The 20,695-nt window shown below is 73.1% G+C and carries 20 protein-coding genes and 3 pseudogenes; 17 read left to right on the top strand and 6 right to left on the bottom strand.

Annotated elements, in window-relative coordinates; all coding sequences use genetic code 11:
• Positions 1 to 107: 107 nt before the first annotated feature.
• Positions 108 to 746, bottom strand: coding sequence for a DUF4870 domain-containing protein (locus tag ACIG87_RS27820; RefSeq protein WP_396854465.1), 639 nt, complete (start codon positions 744 to 746; stop codon positions 108 to 110).
• Between the two features lie 234 nt (positions 747 to 980).
• Here ACIG87_RS27820 and hrcA point away from each other — a divergent pair, with 234 nt between their 5' ends.
• From hrcA to ACIG87_RS27755, 13 genes and pseudogenes are all read left to right on the top strand, one after another.
• Positions 981 to 2,003 carry a heat-inducible transcriptional repressor HrcA gene (gene hrcA / locus ACIG87_RS27815; protein WP_396854464.1) on the top strand — a complete coding sequence of 341 codons (1,023 nt, stop codon included), beginning with the start codon at positions 981 to 983 and terminating at the stop codon, positions 2,001 to 2,003.
• A gap of 66 nt (positions 2,004 to 2,069) precedes the next feature.
• Positions 2,070 to 3,215, top strand: a complete 1,146-nt coding sequence (gene dnaJ, locus ACIG87_RS27810) for a molecular chaperone DnaJ (protein ID WP_282274015.1) — start codon at positions 2,070 to 2,072, stop codon at positions 3,213 to 3,215.
• Between the two features lie 232 nt (positions 3,216 to 3,447).
• Positions 3,448 to 4,182 (top strand): 16S rRNA (uracil(1498)-N(3))-methyltransferase, encoded by a 735-nt coding sequence (locus ACIG87_RS27805; RefSeq protein ID WP_396854463.1) that lies wholly within the window; start codon positions 3,448 to 3,450, stop codon positions 4,180 to 4,182.
• A gap of 367 nt (positions 4,183 to 4,549) precedes the next feature.
• On the top strand, positions 4,550 to 4,912 hold the full coding sequence (locus ACIG87_RS27800; protein ID WP_396854462.1) for a histidine triad nucleotide-binding protein: 363 nt from the start codon (positions 4,550 to 4,552) through the stop codon (positions 4,910 to 4,912).
• Between the two features lie 85 nt (positions 4,913 to 4,997).
• Positions 4,998 to 6,395, top strand: a complete 1,398-nt coding sequence (locus tag ACIG87_RS27795; protein WP_396854461.1) for a serine hydrolase domain-containing protein — start codon at positions 4,998 to 5,000, stop codon at positions 6,393 to 6,395.
• Positions 6,396 to 6,525: 130 nt separating this feature from the next.
• Positions 6,526 to 7,221 (top strand): annotated as a pseudogene (locus tag ACIG87_RS27790) (PhoH family protein); the annotation flags it as partial.
• Positions 7,210 to 8,013, top strand: a pseudogene (locus ACIG87_RS27785) (LAGLIDADG family homing endonuclease); the annotation flags it as partial. The pseudogenes ACIG87_RS27790 and ACIG87_RS27785, both read left to right, overlap by 12 nt.
• Before the next feature lie 279 nt (positions 8,014 to 8,292).
• A pseudogene (locus ACIG87_RS27780) lies at positions 8,293 to 8,652 on the top strand (PhoH family protein); the annotation flags it as partial.
• Between the two features lie 17 nt (positions 8,653 to 8,669).
• Positions 8,670 to 9,143 (top strand): rRNA maturation RNase YbeY, encoded by a 474-nt coding sequence (gene ybeY, locus ACIG87_RS27775; RefSeq protein WP_363651187.1) that lies wholly within the window; start codon positions 8,670 to 8,672, stop codon positions 9,141 to 9,143.
• A complete protein-coding gene (locus ACIG87_RS27770; RefSeq protein ID WP_396854534.1) occupies positions 9,119 to 10,501 on the top strand; it encodes a hemolysin family protein in 1,383 nt (460 codons plus the stop codon). Before ybeY ends, ACIG87_RS27770 begins: the two co-directional genes overlap by 25 nt.
• Complete coding sequence (locus ACIG87_RS27765; RefSeq protein WP_396854460.1) at positions 10,494 to 10,880, top strand: cytidine deaminase; 387 nt, start codon at positions 10,494 to 10,496, stop codon at positions 10,878 to 10,880. Before ACIG87_RS27770 ends, ACIG87_RS27765 begins: the two co-directional genes overlap by 8 nt.
• Positions 10,877 to 11,773: a GTPase Era gene (gene era / locus ACIG87_RS27760; protein ID WP_396854458.1), complete on the top strand. Its 897-nt coding sequence runs from the start codon at positions 10,877 to 10,879 to the stop codon at positions 11,771 to 11,773. Before ACIG87_RS27765 ends, era begins: the two co-directional genes overlap by 4 nt.
• A gap of 238 nt (positions 11,774 to 12,011) precedes the next feature.
• Positions 12,012 to 13,148, top strand: a complete 1,137-nt coding sequence (locus ACIG87_RS27755; protein WP_396854456.1) for an acyltransferase — start codon at positions 12,012 to 12,014, stop codon at positions 13,146 to 13,148.
• A 15-nt stretch (positions 13,149 to 13,163) separates the two neighbouring features.
• On the opposite strand, the gene ACIG87_RS27750 is transcribed toward ACIG87_RS27755, so the two are convergent.
• Positions 13,164 to 13,940, bottom strand: coding sequence for a DUF4097 family beta strand repeat-containing protein (locus tag ACIG87_RS27750; protein WP_396854454.1), 777 nt, complete (start codon positions 13,938 to 13,940; stop codon positions 13,164 to 13,166).
• A 101-nt stretch (positions 13,941 to 14,041) separates the two neighbouring features.
• Between ACIG87_RS27750 and recO the strand changes: the two genes are divergently transcribed.
• The 3 genes from recO to ACIG87_RS27735 all read left to right on the top strand — a co-directional run bounded on the left by recO (position 14,042) and on the right by ACIG87_RS27735 (position 15,985).
• Complete coding sequence (gene recO, locus ACIG87_RS27745; protein ID WP_396854453.1) at positions 14,042 to 14,911, top strand: DNA repair protein RecO; 870 nt, start codon at positions 14,042 to 14,044, stop codon at positions 14,909 to 14,911.
• Positions 14,912 to 14,943: 32 nt separating this feature from the next.
• Positions 14,944 to 15,720 (top strand): isoprenyl transferase, encoded by a 777-nt coding sequence (locus ACIG87_RS27740; RefSeq protein ID WP_396854532.1) that lies wholly within the window; start codon positions 14,944 to 14,946, stop codon positions 15,718 to 15,720.
• Positions 15,721 to 15,799: 79 nt separating this feature from the next.
• Entirely contained in the window at positions 15,800 to 15,985 is a 186-nt protein-coding gene (locus tag ACIG87_RS27735) for a hypothetical protein (RefSeq protein WP_396854452.1), read from the top strand.
• 158 nt (positions 15,986 to 16,143) lie between these two features.
• On the opposite strand, the gene gndA is transcribed toward ACIG87_RS27735, so the two are convergent.
• A complete protein-coding gene (gene gndA, locus ACIG87_RS27730; protein WP_396854451.1) occupies positions 16,144 to 17,586 on the bottom strand; it encodes an NADP-dependent phosphogluconate dehydrogenase in 1,443 nt (480 codons plus the stop codon).
• Between the two features lie 384 nt (positions 17,587 to 17,970).
• On the opposite strand from gndA, the gene ACIG87_RS27725 reads away from it, so the two are divergent.
• Positions 17,971 to 18,219 carry a hypothetical protein gene (locus ACIG87_RS27725; protein ID WP_396854449.1) on the top strand — a complete coding sequence of 83 codons (249 nt, stop codon included), beginning with the start codon at positions 17,971 to 17,973 and terminating at the stop codon, positions 18,217 to 18,219.
• 76 nt (positions 18,220 to 18,295) lie between these two features.
• On the opposite strand, the gene ACIG87_RS27720 is transcribed toward ACIG87_RS27725, so the two are convergent.
• From ACIG87_RS27720 to ACIG87_RS27710, 3 genes are read right to left on the bottom strand one after another with little or no spacing between them, the layout of a single operon-like run.
• Positions 18,296 to 19,096, bottom strand: a complete 801-nt coding sequence (locus tag ACIG87_RS27720; protein ID WP_396854448.1) for an energy-coupling factor transporter transmembrane component T family protein — start codon at positions 19,094 to 19,096, stop codon at positions 18,296 to 18,298.
• On the bottom strand, positions 19,093 to 19,254 hold the full coding sequence (locus ACIG87_RS27715) for a hypothetical protein (RefSeq protein WP_396854447.1): 162 nt from the start codon (positions 19,252 to 19,254) through the stop codon (positions 19,093 to 19,095). The genes ACIG87_RS27720 and ACIG87_RS27715 overlap by 4 nt, the downstream gene beginning before the upstream one ends.
• Entirely contained in the window at positions 19,251 to 20,678 is a 1,428-nt protein-coding gene (locus ACIG87_RS27710) for an ABC transporter ATP-binding protein (protein ID WP_396854446.1), read from the bottom strand. The genes ACIG87_RS27715 and ACIG87_RS27710 overlap by 4 nt, the downstream gene beginning before the upstream one ends.
• Between the last annotated feature and the right edge of the window lie 17 nt (positions 20,679 to 20,695).

The raw sequence follows: 20,695 nt of genomic DNA, 5'->3' as shown, positions 1-20,695 counted from the left end.
CTGACCGGTCCGTGGCGGTGCCGGCCGGCGAACGCTGGTGCCCTGCCCCGGGTGCCCGGCAGGCCCGGGGTGGTGCCCGGCCGGCCGGGGGAGCGGCCGGCCGGGGTTCACTTGATGAAGCTGGTGGACATCGGGTAGCGGTAGGGCTGGCCCTCGTTCGCCTTCATGCCGGCGATGATCCCGAACAGGATCTGGATCACCACGACCGCGATGCTGGGCAGGAAGAGCAGGCACCAGCTCACGAAGAGCAGCACGAACGCGATGATCGACCAGAGGATCTGGAAGTTCAGCGCGGCCAGCGCCTGCGCCCGGACGGCTGGTGACTGCTGACCACGGACCAGGTAGGCGATCAGCGGGGCGACAAAGCCGAGCGGACCGAAGCTGATCAGCGCGCCGGCGGCCCCGCCGAAGTGCGCGACCAGCGCCCAGGTCTTGTCCTCGCTGTTGGCGTAGCCGCCGGCCGGGGCGCCGTACGCGCCGCCGGTCGGATATCCGCCACCAGCCGGGGGGAAACCACCAGCCGGAGGGTAGCCACCCGGTGGCGGGTAGCCACCCGGCGGCGGGTAACCGCCCGACGGCGGCTGGTCACCGGTCGGCGGGGGATAGTCACCGGGCGGGGGATAGCCGCCCGCCCCCGACGCCCCGAACAGTGGTGCGGTGGGTGGCTCGTATGGCGAGCCCTGGGGGGCGGTCGGGTCGGGCGAGGTGCCGTCCCCCGCGCCGGGAGGGCGAGGTGGTTCAGTCATGCCCGCCACGGTAGGGGCTGCCGGCAAGGGTGCACCAGAGCGACACTGGTGAGGTTGGCCTCGACGTTCGGTCGTCGACGCCCCGGCGTCCCCCGGGGCGGACGCACCGACGGTCCGTCTCGATCATCGCGGCGGCGGCGCTGCCGTCGTAGACTGGCACTCGCTACAGTCGAGTGCCAGAGCGCTTGTCCGGGCGCGGCAGGTGTCCGGGTCGACGTGTTCAGGAGGTGGGAGATGAGTCTCGACGACCGCAAGCTGGCCGTGTTGCGGGCGATCGTCGAGGACTACGTCGCCACGCAGGAGCCCGTCGGCAGCAAGACGCTTGTCGAGCGGCACCAGCTCGGGGTCTCCCCGGCGACCGTCCGCAACGACATGGCGGTGCTGGAGGAGGAGGGCTACATCCGGCAGCCGCACACCAGCGCCGGCCGGGTGCCCACCGACCGTGGCTACCGGCTCTTCGTCGACCGGCTCTCCCGGGTCAAGCCGCTCAGCCCGGCCGAGCGCCGGGCCATCGAGCGCTTCCTGGTCGGCGCCGTCGACCTGGACGACGTGGTGCACCGCACCGTACGACTGCTGGCGCAGCTCACCCGGCAGGTCGCCGTGGTGCAGTACCCGTCGCTGGCCCGTTCGTCGGTGCGCCACCTGGAGCTGGTGCCGATCTCCACCACCCGGCTGATGCTGGTCATGATCGCCGACACCGGCCGGGTCGAGCAGCGGCTGGTCGAGCTGCCCGCGCCGGTCCCCGCCGAGGACGTCACCGACCTGCGCCGACTGGTCAACGAGAAGCTGGGGGGCAGCCGGCTGTCCGACACCCCGCCCCTGGTCCAGGCGCTGGTCGAGGAGTCCGCGCCGCACCTGCGCGGCGCCATGACCACGCTCTCCACCGTGCTGCTGGAGACGCTTGTCGAGCGCACCGAGGAGCGCCTGGCGCTGGCCGGCACCGCCAACCTCACCCGGGGTGGCCTGCTCGACTTCCAGGGCTCGCTGCGCCCCATCCTGGAGGCGCTGGAGGAGGAGGTCGTCCTGCTCAAGCTGATCGGCGAGACCGAGCCGAGCACCACCCGGGTGTTGATCGGCGACGAGAACGAGGTCGACAACCTCCGTGCCGCCTCGGTGGTCAGCACCGGGTACGGACCGGGCAGCACTATCGTCGGTGGGCTGGGTGTGCTCGGCCCGACCCGGATGGACTACCCCGGCACCATCGCCACGGTACGGGCCGTGGCACGCTACGTGGGCGAGCTGCTGGCCCAGAACTGACCAGTCAGGGTCGGCGGCCGGGTCCGGCCGCCGTAACGCGAGACGAACATGAGGACACGGAACGCAGTGGCCAGGGACTACTACGGCATTCTCGGTGTGAGCCGGGAAGCCTCCGATGACGAGATCAAGCGCGCCTACCGCAAGCTGGCGCGACAGTTCCACCCGGACGTGAATCCGGACCCGGAGGCACAGGAGAAGTTCAAGGACATCAACGCCGCGTACGAGGTCCTGTCGGACGATCGGAAGCGGCAGATCGTCGACCTGGGCGGCGACCCGCTCGCCCCGGGCGGCGGGGGTGCCGGCGGTCCGGGCGGTCCCGGTGGGGCGGGGCCGTTCGTCGGCTTCCAGGACATCATGGACGCCTTCTTCGGCGGCGCGGCCGGTGGCGCCCGCGGTCCACGCCCGCGTACCCGGCCGGGGGCCGACGCGATCCTGCGTCTGGAGCTGGACCTCCACGAGACCGCCTTCGGCGTCGAGGCCCCGATCACCGTCGACACCGCCGTGCTCTGCACCACCTGCTCCGGGGCGGGCACCGCGGCCGGCACCCACCTGGCGACCTGCGAGGCGTGCGGTGGCCGGGGCGAGGTGCAGTCGGTCCAGCGGACCTTCCTCGGCCAGGTGGTCTCGGCCCGGCCGTGCACCGTCTGCCAGGGGTACGGCACCACCATCCCGCACCCCTGCCCCACCTGCGCCGGCGACGGCCGGGTGCGGACCCGCCGCTCGCTGACCGTGAAGATCCCGGCCGGGGTCGAGGACGGCATGCGGATCCGGCTGGCCCAGCAGGGCGAGGTCGGTCCGGGTGGTGGCACCGCCGGTGACCTCTACGTCGAGATCCACGAGCGCCCGCACGACGTCTACTCCCGCAAGGGCGACGACCTCCACTGTCGGGTGACCGTCCCGATGACCGCCGCCGCGCTGGGCACCCGGCTGACCATAAAGACGCTGGACAGCGAGGAGACCGTCGACGTCAAGGCCGGCACCCAGCCCGGCAGCACGCTGCGGCTACGCGCCCGTGGCGTGCCGCACCTGCGCGGCACCGGCCGGGGTGACCTCTACGTCCACCTCGACGTGCGGACCCCCACCAAGCTCGACGCCGACCAGGAGAAGATGCTGCGGGACTTCGCCAAGACCCGGGGCGAGGAGGTCGCCGAGCTGTCCAAGCAGGGCGGTTTCTTCTCCCGGATGCGCGACGCCTTCAACGGCCACGCCTGACCCGGCCGGACCGGGGCCGAGCCACCGGCCCGGCCCCGCTCTGTCCGGCTCCGGCCCGGCCCCGCTCCGTCTGGCCCCGGTCCGTTCGGCCCCGCTCCGCCCGGCTTCGGTCGGCCCGGGTTCGCCCGGCTGGGCCTGGGCCGACTGGCCTGGGCTGGGCCGATCCTGCCGGGCGGTGGTCCGCGCGGCCTCGCCGGCCCGGCGTCCGTGCCGGGCGGCTAGCCTGGGCGTCGTGTCCGCACCGCTGTTCCTGGTCGAGTCGCTGCCCACCGCCGACCAGCTCATCCTGGACGGCCCCGAGGGGCACCACGCCGCCACCGTGCAACGGCTGCGCGTGGGCGACGAGCTGCTGCTCGCCGACGGCCGGGGCGGCACGGCCGCCGTGGTGGTCACCGCCGTCGGCCGGGGCACCCTCGACCTCACCGTCACCTCCCGGGGGTACGTCGACGCGGACGTCCCCCGGCTGGTCGTGGTGCAGGGAATCGCCAAGGGCGATCGGGGCGAGCTGGCCGTGCAGGCGATGACCGAGGTCGGGGTGGACGAGATCGTGCCCTGGGCGGCGTCCCGCTCGGTGGTGCAGTGGCGCGGCGACCGGGGCGTACGGGCCCGGACGAAGTGGGTGGCGACGGCCCGGGAGGCGGCCAAGCAGGCTCGCCGGGCGCGGCTGCCGGTGGTGGCCGGAGCGCCGGACGAGTCGACCGCCACGGTGGCCCGCCGGATCGCCGGTGCCGGTGCGGCGTTCGTGCTGCACGAGGAGGCCGAGGAGCGGCTGACCGCCGTCGAGCTGCCGGCCACCGGCGAGATCGTCCTGGTGGTCGGGCCGGAGGGGGGCATCTCCCCGGCCGAGCTGACCGCCTTCACCGAGGCCGGTGCCCGACCCGTCCGCCTCGGCCCGTCGATCCTGCGTACCTCCACCGCCGGCGTGGCCGCGCTCACCGTGCTCTCCACCCGCCTGTCCCGCTGGTAACCCCACCCCCACCCCACCCCCACCCCACCCCCACCCCACCCCCGGTGATCAAGAGGTTTACGTCACCCCAACGCACCGTTCTGACCAAAACCTCTTGATCACCAGACGCCCGACGCCGGTCCGCCAGGCACCAGGCCGATCGCCAGTGGTGATCAAGAGGTTTGTGTCAGCCAACGGCTTGAATTTGACGTAATTCTCTTGATCAGCGGGGCGGGGCCCCACCCGGGCAGTAGCGGAGCCTCTCACGAGCGGCGGCGCAGGCTTTCACGACAAGCGTGACCCAGATCGATCGAACCACCAGTCAGTTGTGAGAAACAGCCCTCCCACTGCACCCGCGAGAGCCGAGGTCGTTCCTTAAACTGCCCGGATGGGATCATCCGACTGCCTGTTCTGTCGCATCGTCGCCGGGGAGATCCCGGCCACCGTGGTCCGGGAAACCGCCACCACCCTCGCCTTCCGCGACATCGGGCCGAAGGCCCCGGTGCACGTCCTGGTGATCCCCAAGGAGCACTACGCCGACGTGGCGACGCTCGCCCAGGGTGATCCGGCGCTGGCCGGTGAGGTGCTGGCCACGGCCGCCGCGGTGGCCGAGGACGAGGGGCTGACCGGCGACGGTTTCCGACTGATGTTCAACACCGGCGCGTACGGCGGCCAGGAGGTCTTCCACGTGCACGCCCACCTGCTCGGTGGCGCGCCGCTCGGACCGATGCTGGCCCGGGACCTGGCGTGACCTGCGGAGGCTGCCCGGGGTCGGGCGTGACCACTGCCGGCGACCCGGCCTCCGACGGGACGGCCGTCGACGGTCGGAGGCCGGCGTGACGTCCGAGGCGGGACCGGGCACCGGCCCGGCTGCCACCCACCGGTTGGCGCGGCTGGTCCGGCAGGCCCAGGCGCAGGCCCGGGTGCCGGCCCTGGCGGTGGCGTTGCACCGGGCCGACCGTCCGCTGTGGACGTGCGAGGTCGGCGGCACCGGCAACGACACCCCCCTCGGCCCGCAGACCCGGTTCCGGATCGGTTCGGTCACCAAGACCTTCACCTCCGTGCTGGTGATGCAGTGCCGCGACGACGGGCTGCTGGACCTGGACGACCCGCTGAGCCGGCACCTGGACCTGCCGGCGCACGGCGAGCTGACCGTACGGAGGTTGCTCTCGCACACCGCCGGGCTGCAACGCGAGCCGTACGGGGACGTCTGGGACACGCTGCGTGCGCCGCAGGTGGACGAGCTGATCGCCGACCTGGCCCGGGTCGAGCGGGTGCTGCCCACCGGCCGCCGCTACCACTACTCCAACCTGGGCATGGCGCTGCTCGGCCGGCTGGTCGGCGTGCTGCGCGGCGGCACCTGGGCCGAAGCGCTCACCGCGCGGGTGCTCACCCCGCTGGGGTTGGTCGCCACCTCGGTCGACCCGGGTCCGCAGGCGGCCACCGGCTTCCTGGTCGACGCGTACTCCGACGAGGCGCATCCCGAGCCGCCGACCGACTTCGGCGCGGTCGGCCCGGCCGCCCAACTGTGGAGCACGGCGACGGACATGGCCCGGTGGGCGGCGTTCCTGGCCGACCCGGTGGCGCTCGACCCGGCCGGGGCGGTGCTCGCCCCGGCCACCCTGGACGAGATGCGCTGGCCGGTGACGACCACCGACGAGACGGCCTGGCGGGCCGGCTTCGGGCTCGGCCTGATCCTGGTGCCGTACCCGGACCGGGTGGTGCACGTCGGCCACGACGGCGCCATGCCCGGTTTCCTGGCCGGGGTCTACGGCCGGCGTGGCGGCGACGGCACGGCCGGCGCGATGGGCTGCGCGGTGCTCGCCTCGTCGGGGACGGCGGCGGAGGCGCTGGAGCTGCCGCACCGGCTGCTCGCCGCCGCGGCCGAGCACGACCCGGCGGACGTCGTGCCGTGGCAGCCCGGTCCGGGTGCGCCTGGACCGCTGCGCGGGCTGCTGGGCCGCTGGTGGGGTGAGGGCTTCGAGTACGTCTTCTCCTGGCACGACGGGGCGCTGCGGGCTCGGGGCGCGGACGACCCGGCAGGACGTCCCCCGGCGGTCTTCGCGCCGATGCCGCATTCCCCGGACGTGTTCCGGACCGTCTCCGGGCGGGAGGTCGGGGAGTTGCTGCGGCTCACCCGGGACGCCGACGGCGCGGTGGTCGGGATGCACTGGGCCACCTACCGCTTCACCCGCCACCAGGAGACCTTCGACCGGTACGACTTCCGGGGCTGACCCGGAGCGGGGAAATGGGCGCGGTGCCGCCGGTGCGGAGCGGATACGATGGGAGTATCGTCCGCACGCCGCGCCAGCAGGGCACGGCGAGAGATGGAAGCAGGTGGCGCAGGGCCCCACGGCCCGATCTATGACCGGCACCCCACCTCCCGGCCCGCCCCGGGTGCAGACCAGGATCACGGTTCCCGATGCCAAGATCATGGTCAACCTGCTCGGCGCGGGCGACGAGATCCTGCGACTCGTCGAACGTTCGGTCAACAGTGACGTGCACGTGCGCGGCAACGAGATCACCATCACCGGTGCGCCCGCGGACAACGCTCTCGCCGAGCGCCTCTTCAGCGAGCTGCTCGAACTGATCGAGAAAGGCGAGACCCTGACCACTGACGCTGTCCGGCGTACCGTCGGCATGCTCGAGCAGGGCGGCACCGAGCGGCCCGCCGAGGTGCTCACCCTCAACATCCTCTCCCGTCGCGGGCGCACCATCCGCCCCAAGACGCTCGGGCAGAAGACGTACGTCGACTCGATCGACGCGCACACCATCGTGTTCGGCATCGGCCCGGCCGGCACCGGCAAGACCTACCTGGCGATGGCGAAGGCCGTCCAGGCGCTCCAGGCCAAGCAGGTCAACCGGATCATCCTGACCCGCCCGGCGGTCGAGGCGGGCGAGCGGCTGGGCTTCCTGCCGGGCACCCTGAACGAGAAGATCGACCCCTACCTGCGCCCGCTCTACGACGCGCTGCACGACATGCTCGACCCGGAGACCATCCCCAAGCTGATGGCCGCCGGCACCATCGAGGTCGCCCCGCTGGCGTACATGAGGGGTAGGGCGCAGCCATACGACGCAAAGGTGCTGACCCCGGAAGGTTTCCGGCCGTTCGGGTCGTTGCGGGTCGGTGACCTGGTCATCGGCTCGAATGGGACGCCTACGCCGGTGATCGGCATCTACCCGCAGGGCCCCAAGCAGGTCTACCGGGTCACCACCCAGGACGGTGCCTCCACCCTCTGCTGCGGTGAACACCTCTGGACCGTCGCCACCACGGAAGACAAGCGGCGCGGCGGTCGGCGCACCCTCGAGACGCGCGAGATGATCGGCAAGGAGTGGCGGGGCCACATCCGCCGGTACGAGCTTCCGGTCGTGGCGCCCGTGCAACTCGAGTCGCAGGACGTTCCGCTCGACCCGTACGCCCTCGGTCTGCTGCTCGGCGACGGCTCCATCTCCTCGCGGGCCACCCCGGCCTTCTGCACCGCCGACCCGGAGCTCGCCGACGCGATCGAGGGAGCGCTGCCCGACATCGAGCTCGTGCGCAAGAGCGACTACGACTACGTGCTCCGGCACGTCAACGGTCACCGGGGCGGGGTGATCGTCGCCAACCCGGTGACGTACGCCCTTCGCGAACTGGGCCTTGCCGGTGCGAAGTCGGCGACCAAGTTCGTGCCCGACGTCTACCGGCAGAACAGCCTCGACGTCAGGTTGGCCGTCCTGCAGGGGCTGCTGGACACCGACGGGGGGCCGGTCGTCCAGGCGGGGCGGACCTGCCGGGTGCAGTACTCGACGACGTCGGCCCGGTTGCGAGACGACGTCGTCTACCTGGTGCAGTCGCTCGGTGGGGTCGCGACCTGGCGGGTGCGGGAGGCCGAAGGACGGCTGCCCGGTCTGGCCAACGGGCGTCCGGTCCCGCACCGCAACGATGCCTACGTGATGGAGATCCGGCTGCCGGCCGGTGTCCCGCCGTTCCGACTGGCCCGCAAGCGCCAGCGGTACGACGAGCACGGCGGCGGGCGGCCGATGCGGTTCATCGACTCGATCATCCCGGCCGGGGCGCAGGAGACGATGTGCATCCAGGTCGCGGCGGAGGACTCGCTGTATGTCACCGACGACTTCCTGGTCACCCACAACACCCTCAATGACGCGTTCATCATCCTGGACGAGGCGCAGAACACCACGCCCGAGCAGATGAAGATGTTCCTCACCCGGCTCGGCTTCGGTTCCAAGATCGTGGTGACCGGTGACGTCACCCAGGTGGACCTTCCCGGCGGGACGGCCAGCGGGCTGCGGGTGGTCCGGGAGATCCTGGAAAACGTCGAGGACGTGCACTTCGCCCAGCTCTCCAGCTCGGACGTGGTCCGGCACCGGCTGGTCGGGGAGATCGTCGACGCGTACGCCCGCTGGGACGAGCGGGAGAACCAGCAGGCGCAGGGCGTGCACGCCGTGCCGGGGCGGACCGCCCAGGGCGGCCGGGCCGGCCGGCGCCGCTAACCAATCAGAGGAAGACAGTGTCCATCGAGATCGCCAACGAGTCCGGTGCCGAGGTCGACACCGACGCGGTGCTCGCCGTGGCCCGGCACGCCCTCGACGAGATGGGGGTCAACCCGCTCGCCGAGCTGTCCGTGCTGCTGGTCGACATCGGCTACATGACCGAGCTGAACCATCGTTGGATGGGCGGCGACGGTCCCACCGACGTGCTCGCCTTCCCCATGGACGAGGGCAGCGTCGACCACGGCCCGGGGGAGAGCGCTCCGGCCGGCGGTGAGCCGGCCCTGCTCGGCGACATCGTGCTCTGCCCGGAGGTGGCGGCCAAGCAGGCGGCCACCGCCGGGCACACCGCCGCCGACGAACTGCACCTGCTCACCGTGCACGGGGTGCTGCACCTGCTCGGCTACGACCACGCCGAGCCGGAGGAGGAACGGGAGATGTTCGCCCTCCAGGCCCGGCTGCTGGCCAGCTGGCGGTCGACCCGGTCCCGGTGATGGACACTCTCGCGGCCGGTCCGACAGCGGGCCTTCCCGATCTCCAGTTGATCGTCTTCGCGGCCGGGCTGGTGGTGCTCGCCGGCCTGATCGCGATGACCGAGGCCGCGTTGGCCGCGATCTCCCCGGCCCGCGCCGCCGAACTGGCCCGGGACGGGGCGCGCGGCGCGCGTACCCTCCAGGCCGTCGCCGGTGACGTGGTCCGCCACCTCAACCTGTTGCTGCTGCTCCGGCTGCTCGCCGAGTTGACCGCCACCACCCTGGTCGCCCTGGTCGCGGTGGACAGCTTCGGCGCGGGCTGGCGGGCGGCGCTGGTCACCGCCGGGGCGATGACCGTGGTCAGCTTCGTGGTGGTCGGCGTGGCGCCGCGTACGTTGGGCCGGCAGCACGCGTACGCGGTGGGTCGGGCGGTGGCGCCGCTGGTCCGTTGGCTGGGTCGGGCGCTCAACCCGCTCGCCTCGCTGCTGATCCTGATCGGCAACGCGGTCACCCCGGGGCGCGGCTTCCGGGAGGGGCCGTTCGCCACCCAGGTGGAGCTGCGCGAGCTGGTCGACCTGGCCGAGCAGCGCGGTGTGGTGGAGCACGGCGAACGCCAGATGATCCACTCGGTCTTCGCGCTCGGCGACACCATCGCCCGGGAGGTGATGGTGCCGCGTACCGAGATGGTGTGGATAGAGGAGGGCAAGGCGCTCTCCCAGGCGCTGGCGCTCTTCCTGCGCTCCGGCTTCTCCCGGATTCCGGTGATCGGCGAGAGCGTCGACGACGTGCTCGGCGTGCTCTACCTCAAGGACCTCATCCGCCGTACCCGGGGTGGCGACCTGCGGGCCCACCAGACCCCGGTGGCCGAGCTGATGCGGCCGGCCACCTTCGTGCCGGAGTCCAAGCCGGTCGACGACCTGCTGTCGGAGATGCAGGCCGCCCGCAACCACCTGGTCATCGTCGTCGACGAGTACGGCGGCACCGGCGGGCTGGTCACCATCGAGGACATCCTGGAGGAGATCGTCGGCGAAATCACCGACGAGTACGATGTCGAGCGTCCCCCGGTCGAGCACCTGGCCGACGGCGCGGTGCGGGTCACCGCCCGGCTGCCGGTGGAGAACCTGGGCGAGCTGTTCGACACCGAGCTGCCCACCGACGAGGTGGAGACGGTCGGTGGCCTGTTGGCCCAGGCCCTGGGCCGGGTGCCGATCCCCGGTGCCGACGCCGAGGTGGCCGGCCTGAAGCTGGTCGCCGAGGGCACCACCGGCCGGCGCAACAGGATAGACACCGTGCTGGTCAGCCGGGTGCCGTCGACCGGCGGACCCGATTCCCGTGACAACCAGAACAGCGCCGAGGAGAGGCAACCCGCCGATGCCTGAGACACCCGCCGTGCCGGCCGCCCGGCCCACCCCGTCCGACCCGGCCGAGTTGAGCGCCGAGGACGGCAAGCTGGTCGTGCTGGCCCGTGGCGCCCGTGCGCGGGTGGCTGCCGTCGAGGGCGCGGCGGTCCGCGACCAGGACGGCCGGACGTACGCCGCGGCGAGCGTCGCGCTGCCCTCGTTGACCGTCACGGCGCTCCAGCTCGCGGTCGCCTCGGCGGCGGCGGCCGGGGCGAGCCGGCTGGAGGCGGCGGTGGTGGTGACCGAGGCGTCGACGCTCGACGGGGCCGGGCATGCCGCGGTGCGGGACCTGGCCGCCGACGCGCCGATCCACGTGGCCGCGCCGGACGGGACCGTCCTCGGCACGGTGGTCGAGTGACCGGCGTGGAGCAGCAGCCGTACCGGGCGGGTTTCGGCTGTTTCGTCGGGCGGCCGAACGCGGGCAAGTCGACGCTGACCAACGCGATCGTCGGCACCAAGATCGCGATCACCTCGAACAAGCCGCAGACCACCCGGCACGTGATCCGGGCCGTGCTGCACCGGGCGGATTCGCAGTTGGTCCTGGTCGACACCCCCGGTCTGCACCGGCCCCGTACGCTGCTCGGCGAGCGCCTCAACGACCTGGTCCGCACCACCTGGACGGAGGTCGACGTGATCGGCCTCTGCATTCCGGCGGACGAGCCGGTGGGCCGGGGCGACCGGTTCATCAGCGGCGAGTTGAGCGAGCTGAAGGCCACCGTGCTCGCCGTGGTCACCAAGACCGACCTGGTCGACAAGAGGCGGCTGGCCGAGCAGTTGCTCGCGGTCAGCGAGCTGGGCGAGTTCGCCGCCGTGGTGCCGGTCAGCGCGGTCTCCGGGCACCAAGTGGACACCCTGGTCGACGTGATGACCGGCTACCTGCCGCCGTCGCCGCAGCTCTACCCGGACGACATGCTCACCGACGAGCCGGAGCAGGTGCTGGTCGCCGAGCTGATCCGGGAGGCGGCCCTGGAGGGGGTCCGTGACGAGCTGCCGCACTCCATCGCCGTGGTGGTGGAGGAGATGATCCCCGAGGGTCAGCTCATGAAGATCTACGCCGACCTCTACGTCGAGCGGCCCAGCCAGAAGGCGATCGTGCTCGGGCACCGGGCCAGCCGGCTCAAGGAGGTCGGCACCACCGCCCGCAAGCAGATCGAGGAGCTGCTCGGCACCCGCGTCTACCTGGACCTGCACGTCCGGGTGGCGAAGGAGTGGCAGCGCGACCCGAAGCAGTTGCGCAAGCTCGGTTTCTGACCGGGCGACGACCGCCGCGCCCCCGGTGAGGCGCGGCGGTCAGCACTCGGTGGCGGTCAGCTCGGGCGGGCGGTCGCCGGTCGCCGGTGGGTCTGCGCGGTGGGTCGGCGTCGGCCGCCCCGAAGCGGACTCCGCTATGGGAAGTTTCACCTGAAGCCCCGTTTCGCAGCGGTTTCACAGGCTGGCGTCGCAGGGTAGGGGACCTCTGTCCCCCCGCCCCCGACATAGATGCAGCCTGATGCGTAACCGATATCTGGACCTGCTCCGTTTCCTGGCCATCATCCGGGTCGTGGTCTACCACGTCACCGGGCTGGCCACGCTGACGTTGGTCTTCCCGGCCATGTCGATCATGTTCGCCCTGGCCGGGTCGCTGATGGCGGCGTCCCTGGACCGGTCCGGCCTGCCCGCGGTGGGGCGTCGGCTGCGCCGCCTGCTGCCCTCGCTCTGGGTGGTGGCGGTGATCTTCGTACCGGCCATGCTGCTCACCGGGCTGGCGTTCACCCCGAGGGTGCTGCTCTGGTTGTTCCCGATCGCCGATCCCGCGGCGAACTACTGGGGTGCGCTCGCGCTCAGCCCGATCTGGTACCTGCGGGACTACCTGTGGTTCGTGCTCGCCTCCCCGGTGGCGCTCTGGCTCTTCCGCCGGGCCCCGCTGCCCACCCTGGCCGCCCCGTACCTGCTGCTGGTCGCGATCGAGGTGGGCCTGCTGACGACGACCTCGGCGGTGCTGCGCGACTTCGGCCTCTACTTCGGCGCCTGGCTGCTCGGATTCGCCCACCACGACGGCCTGCTGCGCCGGCTGGCCGGCCGGGTGCTGGCGGCGGTGGCGCTGCTGCTGGCCGGGGTCGGTGCGACGTGGATTGTCACCCACCCGGGGCCGCGCGGTCACGACCTCAACGACATCCCGCTGGGCAACGCCCTGTGGTCGGCGGCGTTCATCCTGGTGGTCATCGGCCGTGCCCCGGCCGCCGCCGCCTGGGTGGACCGTAACCGGATCTTCAGCCGGCTGGTGACGATGGTGAACCGGCGGGCGTTGACCGTCTACCTGTGGCACATGCCCTTCGTGGTGGCGCTCACCCCGTTGGTCGGCCTGGTCGGCTGGTCCCCCCGGGATCCGTGGGGCCTGGCGATCCGGGTGGTGCTGGTCTTCCTCCTGGTCGGCGTGGTGACCCTGCTGGTCGGCTGGGTGGAGGACGTGGCGGCCCGCCGTCGCCCCGAACTGGTCCCCGGCGGCCGGCCACCCCGGCCGGCGACGGTCCCGACCGGCCCGTCGCCCCGTGGCACGGCGGCCGGTGCGCCCGCCGGCATCGCCGGGGCGGGCGCACCGAGGCCGCGGGCGGCCGAGGGCGACACCGTCGAGATCACGGCCCGTTGAGGTAGACCGGCCGGGTCAGCGCTGCGTGACGGTGACGTTCCCGCTGCCGGTGCTCAGGTCCAGCAGCAGCGGTGCGGCCGGGTCGTCGGTGACCCCGATCCGGGTGTCCCCCGAGCCGACGTCCGACTTCACCCGGTACCGGCCGGCGGGCACCGTCAGCTCGACGTCCCCGCTGCCGGCACGGGCTCGGGCCGAGGCCGGCTTGTCCAGGGCGAGCGTGATGTCGCCGGAGCCGGTCTCGGCGGAGACGTCGCCGCCGAGCCGGGCCCCGGTGACGTCACCGGAGGACGTCCGTAGGTCGACCGGGCCGGTGACGTTGAGCACCTCGATGTTGCCCGATCCGGTCTCCGCCCGCACCGTGCCAAGCACGTCGGCGACCTGGATGTTGCCCGAGCCGAGGGTGAAGTCGACCGACCCGATCTTGGCGAACTCCACGTCGCCGGAGCCGGCCTCGCCCTGCACCCGCACGCCCGGCGGGGCGGTCACCTCGTACGACACCGAGCAGCGGGGGCCGCAGTCGGTGTCCAGCACCAACTCGTCCCCGGTGATCTCGTACGTAGTGTCGGGCTGGTCACCCTGGTAGCGGAGCACCCGCTTGACGCGTACGCCGGTGGCCGGGCCGGTGGCCCGGACCACCACGCCCCCGGAACCGGGCCGTACGGTGATCCGGGTGATCTTCGCCGCCTCGGTGGTGTCGAAGTCCAGCCGCCGGTACGAGAGGGTGTCGCATCCGGTGGCGAGGATGAGGGCGGCGGTCGCGCCCAGCGCGACCGCGCTGCGGGGAAGAGCCATGCCCAGCAACCTACGACCGCTGCCGTCTGCCGCGCATCCGGGGGAAGCGCCGGCCCACCCCGATCCGACCCTGATTTCCCACCCCGAGGGAGAATGACCCGATGGCCGGGTACCGCCGACAGCTCTACCGCGACGACGCGGTGGTGCTGCGCGTGCAGAAGCTGGGCGAGTCCGACCGGATCATCACCCTGCTGACCCGCCGGCACGGCCGGCTGCGCGCGGTGGCCCGGGGGGTACGGCGCACCACCAGCAAGTTCGGTGCCCGGCTGGAACCGTTCGGCCACGTCGACATCCAGCTCGCCGGTGACCCCAAGGGCAACATCGGCAGCTCGCTGCACAGCGTCAGCCAGGTCGAGGGCATCGACCTGTACGGCAAACGCTTCCTCGGGGACTACCCCCGGTACACGGCGGCCAGCGCGATCGCGGAGACCGCCGAACGCCTCACCCCGGTCGAGCGGGAGCCGTCGCTGCGGCTGTTCCAGCTCACCCTCGGCGCGCTCAAGGCGCTGTCCCTGGGCGAGCACGCCACCACGCTGGTGCTCGACGCCTACCTGCTGCGCGGGATGACCCTCGCCGGTTGGGCGCCGGCGCTGACCGCCTGCGCGGTCTGCGGCACCCCGGGGCGGCACCGGGCGTTCTCCGTACCGGCCGGGGGTGCGGTCTGCCCGGACTGCCGGCCGCCCGGCGCGGCCCACCCCGCGCCGGCCACCATCGACCTGATGTCCGCGCTCACCAGCGGTGACTGGCAGGTCGCCGATGCCACCGAGACCGGGGTACGCCGGGAGTGCAGCGGCCTGGTCGCGGCGCACCTGCAATGGCACCTGGAACGCGCGCTACGCTCGCTGCCGCTGGTCGACCGGGGTGGCACGACGACCGGTGTGGCCGGTTCGCCGGGTGGCGACGAGAGTGGTCCGGTGCTGCCGTCGCCCCGGGGCGGCGTGGCGGGTGTGGACAAGGAGATGACCGAGTGATCCGATCGTTGAGGGCCGGCCGGCGTGAGCCGGTGCCGCCGACTCCGCACCCGTCGGGCGCCCGGCCGCCGGCGTTGCCCGCCGAGGCGCTGCCGAAGCACGTCGCGGTGGTGATGGACGGCAACGGCCGCTGGGCCAAGGAGCGCGGCCTGCCCCGGACCAAGGGCCACGAGCAGGGCGAGTACAGCCTCTTCGACACCGTCGAGGGCGCGATCGAGCTGGGCGTGCCCTACCTGTCGGCGTACGCCTTCTCCACCGAGAACTGGCGGCGCTCGCCGGACGAGGTCCGGTTCCTGATGGGCTTCAACCGGGACGTCATCCGTCGTCGCCGGGACCAACTGGTCGACCTGGGCGTCCGGGTGGTCTGGTCGGGGCGGGCCGGCCGGCTGTGGAAGAGCGTCATCTCCGAGTTGCAGACCGCCGAGGAGATGTCCCGGGGCAACTCGACGCTGACCCTCCAGTTCTGCGTCAACTACGGCGGCCAGGCCGAGATCGCCGACGCCGCCGCCGCGATCGCCCGGGAGGTGGCGGCCGGCCGGCTCGACCCGGCCAAGGTCACCGAGAAGACCGTGGCGAAGTACCTCTACCACCCGGAGATCCCCGAGGTCGACCTCTTCCTGCGGCCCTCCGGCGAGGAACGGATCTCCAACTTCATGCTCTGGCAGACGGCGTACGCCGAACTGGTGTTCCTGGACACCCTCTGGCCGGACTTCGACCGTCGCCACCTCTGGTACGCCTGCGAGCTGTACGCCCAGCGGGACCGCCGCTTCGGTGGGGCGCTGCCCAACCCGGTCGCCCCGACGCGCTGACCGTCGGCCCGGCCACGATTGGTGATCTCGCCGGTGGGGTACCAGCCACCTGAGCAGCCAATCGCGGAGGTGAGCACACATGATGCAGAAGCGGATCGCGCAGTGGGCGGTCATGGCGGTCGCCGTGCCGCTGGCCGCGGCCGGTGCCCGCCAGCTGAGCCACACGCTGGAGGCCCGTCGTGGGCCCAGCGGAGTGAGCCGGCTGTTGTCCCGGGGCACCGACGTGCTGCGCCCCCAGAAGGCCCGGCGTCGTCGATTCTGGTGACCACCGGTCACCACTGACCGCACGCCGAACGCCCCGCCTCCCGGTTTCATCGGGAGACGGGGCGTTTCGGTACCACAGACGTCGTCGCGTGGACCCGACCCCGAGGGGCCGAGGTGCCCCGAGCAGGGCGCGACCGCCGTGACGGTGGGCCGGGAGGGTCAGCCGGCCACTTCGGAGCGGTCGCCGGCCCACAGCGTGTGGAACGCGCCCTCCCGGTCGACCCGGTGGTAGGTGTGCGCGCCGAAGTTGTCCCGCAGACCCTGGATCAGGGCCGCCGGCAGCCGCTCCGCGCGCAGCGCGTCGAAGTAGGCCAGCGACGAGGAGAAGGCCGGGGTGGGCACGCCCGCCCGCGCCGAGTCCGCCACCACCCGACGCCAGCTCGGCACCCCGTCGCTCACCGCGTCGGCGAAGTACGGCGCCACCAGCAGGGTGGGCAGCTCCGGCTGGGAGTCGTACGCCTCCCGGATGCGGTCCAGGAACCGGGCCCGGATGATGCAGCCGCCCCGCCAGATGGTGGCGGTGCCACCGAGGTCGATGTCCCAGTGGTACTCGCGGCTGCCGGCCCGGATCTGGTCGAAGCCCTGCGCGTACGCGACGATCTTGCTGGCCAGCAGTGCCCGCCGGACGTCCTCGACGAAGGTCTCCCGGTCGTCGACCTGCCACTTCTCGCCCGCGTCGCCGAAGGTGCGGCGGGCGGCCTCACGCTGACCGGCGTGGCCGGACAGCGACCGGGCGAAGGTCGCCTCGGCGATGCCGGTGATCGGGATGCCCAGATCGAGGGCGATCTGCACCGTCCACCGGCCGGTGCCCTTCTGCTCGGCCTGGTCGAGCACCACGTCGACGAAGGGCTTGCCGGTCGAGGCGTCGGCGTGCGCCAGCACGTCGGCGGTGATCTCGATGAGGAACGACTCCAGCTCGCCGGTGTTCCACTCCCGGAAGATCTCCGCGATCTCCGCCGGGCTCGCCCCCAGCCCGGCCCGCAGCAGGTCGTACGCCTCGGCGATGAGCTGCATGTCGGCGTACTCGATGCCGTTGTGGACCATCTTGACGAAGTGGCCGGCGCCGTCGGGGCCGACGTGCTGGCAGCACGGGACGCCGTCCACCTGCGCGGCGATCTTCTCGAACATCGGCCCGAGCTTCTGGTACGACTCCGCCGAGCCGCCCGGCATGATGCTCGGCCCGAGCAGCGCGCCCTCCTCGCCGCCGGAGACACCGGTGCCGACGAAGTGCAGCCCGTGCTCGCGCAGCGTCTCCTCCCGCCGGCGGGTGTCGGCGAAGTGCGCGTTGCCGGCATCGACCACGATGTCGCCCTCTTCGAGCAGCGGCACCAGCTCGTCGATGACCGCGTCGGTGGGGGCACCCGCCTTGACCATGACGATCACCGCGCGGGGCCGCTCCAGCGAGCTGACGAAGTCCGCCAGGGACTCGGACGGCACGAAGGTGCCCTCGTCGCCGTGCTCGGCGACCAGGCTGCGGGTGCGCTGCGGCGAGCGGTTGTGCACCGCCACGGTGAACCCGTTCCGGGCCAGGTTCCGGGCCAGGTTGCGACCCATCACCGCCAGCCCGGTCACGCCGATCTGCGCCGTCGCCTGTTGCGTCATCCGTACCCGCCACCTCTCACAAGACCTGTTTTGCTGCGACCGTATCGCGCGCTGCCGAGGACCGGCAGTCGCCGTCGACGTAGTGTCACAGGGTGGTCGCCTCCGACCTGCGGCGGCTGGTGCCCTGTGGGGGTCGGAAGGCCGCCGGGGGCCGGAAAAGCGGGTGTGCCGGCTGGCTGGGTCGGATACCGTGACGTCATGCGCAACTGACGCCCCTGATGAGAGCCGACCCGCCGCCGTGGCCGCGGGTCCGCGTGCTCGGGCGTCCGCGTCTCCCACCCTCGTTCGAGAGGTGCTTCGTGGCCGGTCGTCCGGGTCGATCCCTGCCCGTCGACCGCCCGCCGGATGGCGGTGTGGTCCTCCGCACACAGTAGGAGGCAGCGTATGCCCGCCAAGCGCAGTCCGAAGAAGTCCCGTCGTCCCGCACCGTCCCCGGTGGAGGTGGACCCGGCGGCGCTCGCGGCGCTCGCCGTGACGCCCGCGTACCCGGTCCCGCTCGCCGTCGAACCGCCGCACCCGGAGGCCGGCACCCGGTCGGCCCCGCCCCCGCCGCCGCGTTCGGGCCGGTCGGTCCGTGCCGGCTCCACGACCGCCCAGGGCCAGAACCGCCGGTACGCCTTCCGGCGCAGCTGACCGGTCCACGGTCGGCGCGGCTTCCGGCCGGGTGGTCGGTCACCGACCACCCGGCCGGTGTTCCCGGGGCGCGGGGTCACCCCACCAGGGGGCGGAAGGTGCCGAGCGCGACGCTGACCGCCAGCGCTCCGCCGGCCAGCGCCGCCGCACCGGCGATCAGCAGCCAGTCGGCCGGGCGGAACACCTGCCGGCGGGCCACCGTGCGCGGGAGGCCGGCGTCGAAGCCTCGGGCATCCATCGCCACCGCCAGCCGGGTGCCCCGCCGGATCGCGCCCACCAGCAGGGCGAACGCCGTGGAGACGAAGAGCCGCAGCCGGGCCAGCGGGTTGCGGCCGGCGTCCACGCCCCGGGCGCGGCGGGCCATGCCGAGCATCTGCCATTCCTGACCGAGCAGCGGCACCAGCCGGAACGCGGCCAGCGCGCCGATGGCGAACCGGGCCGGTGCCTTCGCGTTCTGGACCAGCGAGTCGGCCAGGTCGGTCGGGTCGGTGGTGGCGAAGACGATCACCCCGGGGAGGGCGACCGCGAACATCCGCAGCACCAGTCCGAGCGCGGTGACCAGCACGCCCGAGGTGACCAGCAGCGGCCCGGCGGCCAGCAGCACCCGGCCGGAGCGGTCGGCGGCGAAGAGGACCAGCGTGACCAGGATGCCGACGGCCCCGGCGAGCAGCGGCAGGGCCCGGCGGGCCAGCACCCGGTACCGGATGCCGAACAGCGGCAGCAACGCCAGTTCGATGGCGATCGCGACCGCCGGTGCGACCGGGTCGAGGCTGGCCACCATGACGAACGAGAAGACCAGCCCGGCCGCGAGTTTCGCCACCGGGTTACGCCGGGCCAGCGGCGCACCCGGCACGGCGACGGGTTCGAGGCCGATCACGGCCGCCCCCGTCGTACGGTGCCCGGCCTCGGGCGGCTCACGCAGACTCCCGGCGCGGTGCCGGGCGTCTGCCCGCGCAGGTCCACTCCCGGCGCGATGCCGGGCGTCTGCCCGCGCAGGTCCACTCCCGGCGCGGTGCCGGGCGTCGGGTCGCTCATGGTTGTTCCCGGGTGGGGCGCAGGGTGACCGTCCGGTCGGCGAGCGCGGAGACGAAGTCCACGTCGTGGGTGACGGTGACGACGCCGTGCCCGGCGTCACGCAGGTCGACGAAGAGATCGACCAGTTCCCCCCAGGTCCGCCGGTCCTGGCCGAAGGTGGGTTCGTCGCAGATCAGCAGCCGGGGCGCGGTGGCCAGGGCGGTCGCCACGCTGAGCCGCCGGGCCTCCCCGCCGGAGAGGGTGTACGGGTTGGCGCCGGCGAGCCGGGTCAGCCGCAGCCGGTCCAGCAGTTCGTCCACGGTGGCCCGGACGGCGGGCTCGGGGCGACCCGTCCGGCGCGGGCCGAGGGCAAGTTCGTCGTGGACGCTTCCGGTGACGAACTGGTGCTCCGGGTCCTGGAAGACCGAGCCGATCCGGCGGGCCAGCGCGGGAGCCCGCCAGCGGTGCGGGGGTGTGCGGGTGTCCCCGTCGGCCAGGGCGGCGGTGGCGGTCAGCCGGCCCGCGCCGGGGCGGAGCAGGCCGCCGAGCAGCAGGGCGAGGGTGGACTTCCCGGCCCCGTTGGGGCCGAGGACGGCGAGCGCTTCGCCGGCGCGTACGGCCAGGTCGGTGGCGGTCAGCCGGGGTGGCAGGCCGAGCTGGTCGGCGGTGAGCAACTCGTCGCCCGGCGGTCCGGCGGCCGGGCGTGGCGCGGTGGGGTGGCCGGGCACCCAGACGCCCTCGGCGGCGAGCGCGTCACCGTGCGCGGCGAAGACCGTCTCCGGTGGCCCGTCGGCGCGGACCCCGCCACCGGGTGCCAGCACCACCACCCGGTCGACCAGCGCGAGGGCGTCGGCGACCCGGTGTTCGACCAGGACCAGGGTGGTGTCGGTGTCCAGCGCGCCGGCCACCGCCCGGCGGACCAGTTCCGCGCCGGCCGGGTCGAGGTTGGCGGTCGGCTCGTCGAGCAGCAGCAGCCCCGGTCGCAGCGCGAGTACGCCGGCCAGGGCGAGCCGCTGCTGTTCGCCGCCGGACAACGCCGCGGTGGGGCGGTCCCGGTGGTACGGGAAGCCGACCCGGTGCAACGCCTCGTCCACCCGGGGCCAGATCTCGTCACCCGGCACACCCCGGTTCTCCAGGCCGAACGCGACGTCGTCACCGCAGCGGGCCATCACCAACTGTGACTGTGGATCCTGGAAGACGGTGCCGACCCGCTCGCGGGCCTTGGCCGGGTCGAGGCCGTCGATCTCGACGGTGCCCTCCTGCTCGCCGGAGTCCGCCGGCAGCAGCCCGGCCAGCGCGGCCAGCAGGGTGCTCTTGCCGGCCCCGGACGGCCCGAGCAGCAGCACCCGCTCCCCGTGGTCGATCCGCAGGTCCACCCCGCGTACCGCCCAGGCCCGCCGCCCGGCGTGCCGCCAGCCGAAGCCGACCAACCTCACACTCGCCATGCGCACCTCCCCGCCGG

It is taken from the genome of Micromonospora sp. NPDC051925, from assembly GCF_044548625.1.
GTDB lineage: Bacteria > Actinomycetota > Actinomycetes > Mycobacteriales > Micromonosporaceae > Micromonospora.
This window is presented reverse-complemented; position numbering and strand designations above follow the sequence as displayed.

What these genes read in the sequence shown, in the direction of transcription:
- ACIG87_RS27820 (WP_396854465.1), bottom strand. Translation starts at nt 746, where the DNA reads ATGACTGAACCACCTCGCCCTCCCGGCGCGGGGGACGGCACCTCGCCC.
- hrcA (WP_396854464.1), top strand. Translation starts at nt 981, where the DNA reads ATGAGTCTCGACGACCGCAAGCTGGCCGTGTTGCGGGCGATCGTCGAG.
- ACIG87_RS27800 (WP_396854462.1), top strand. Translation starts at nt 4,550, where the DNA reads ATGGGATCATCCGACTGCCTGTTCTGTCGCATCGTCGCCGGGGAGATC.
- ACIG87_RS27765 (WP_396854460.1), top strand. Translation starts at nt 10,494, where the DNA reads ATGCCTGAGACACCCGCCGTGCCGGCCGCCCGGCCCACCCCGTCCGAC.
- ACIG87_RS27755 (WP_396854456.1), top strand. Translation starts at nt 12,012, where the DNA reads ATGCGTAACCGATATCTGGACCTGCTCCGTTTCCTGGCCATCATCCGG.
- ACIG87_RS27750 (WP_396854454.1), bottom strand. Translation starts at nt 13,940, where the DNA reads ATGGCTCTTCCCCGCAGCGCGGTCGCGCTGGGCGCGACCGCCGCCCTC.
- recO (WP_396854453.1), top strand. Translation starts at nt 14,042, where the DNA reads ATGGCCGGGTACCGCCGACAGCTCTACCGCGACGACGCGGTGGTGCTG.
- ACIG87_RS27735 (WP_396854452.1), top strand. Translation starts at nt 15,800, where the DNA reads ATGATGCAGAAGCGGATCGCGCAGTGGGCGGTCATGGCGGTCGCCGTG.
- gndA (WP_396854451.1), bottom strand. Translation starts at nt 17,586, where the DNA reads ATGACGCAACAGGCGACGGCGCAGATCGGCGTGACCGGGCTGGCGGTG.
- ACIG87_RS27725 (WP_396854449.1), top strand. Translation starts at nt 17,971, where the DNA reads ATGCCCGCCAAGCGCAGTCCGAAGAAGTCCCGTCGTCCCGCACCGTCC.
- ACIG87_RS27715 (WP_396854447.1), bottom strand. Translation starts at nt 19,254, where the DNA reads ATGAGCGACCCGACGCCCGGCACCGCGCCGGGAGTGGACCTGCGCGGG.
- ACIG87_RS27710 (WP_396854446.1), bottom strand. Translation starts at nt 20,678, where the DNA reads ATGGCGAGTGTGAGGTTGGTCGGCTTCGGCTGGCGGCACGCCGGGCGG.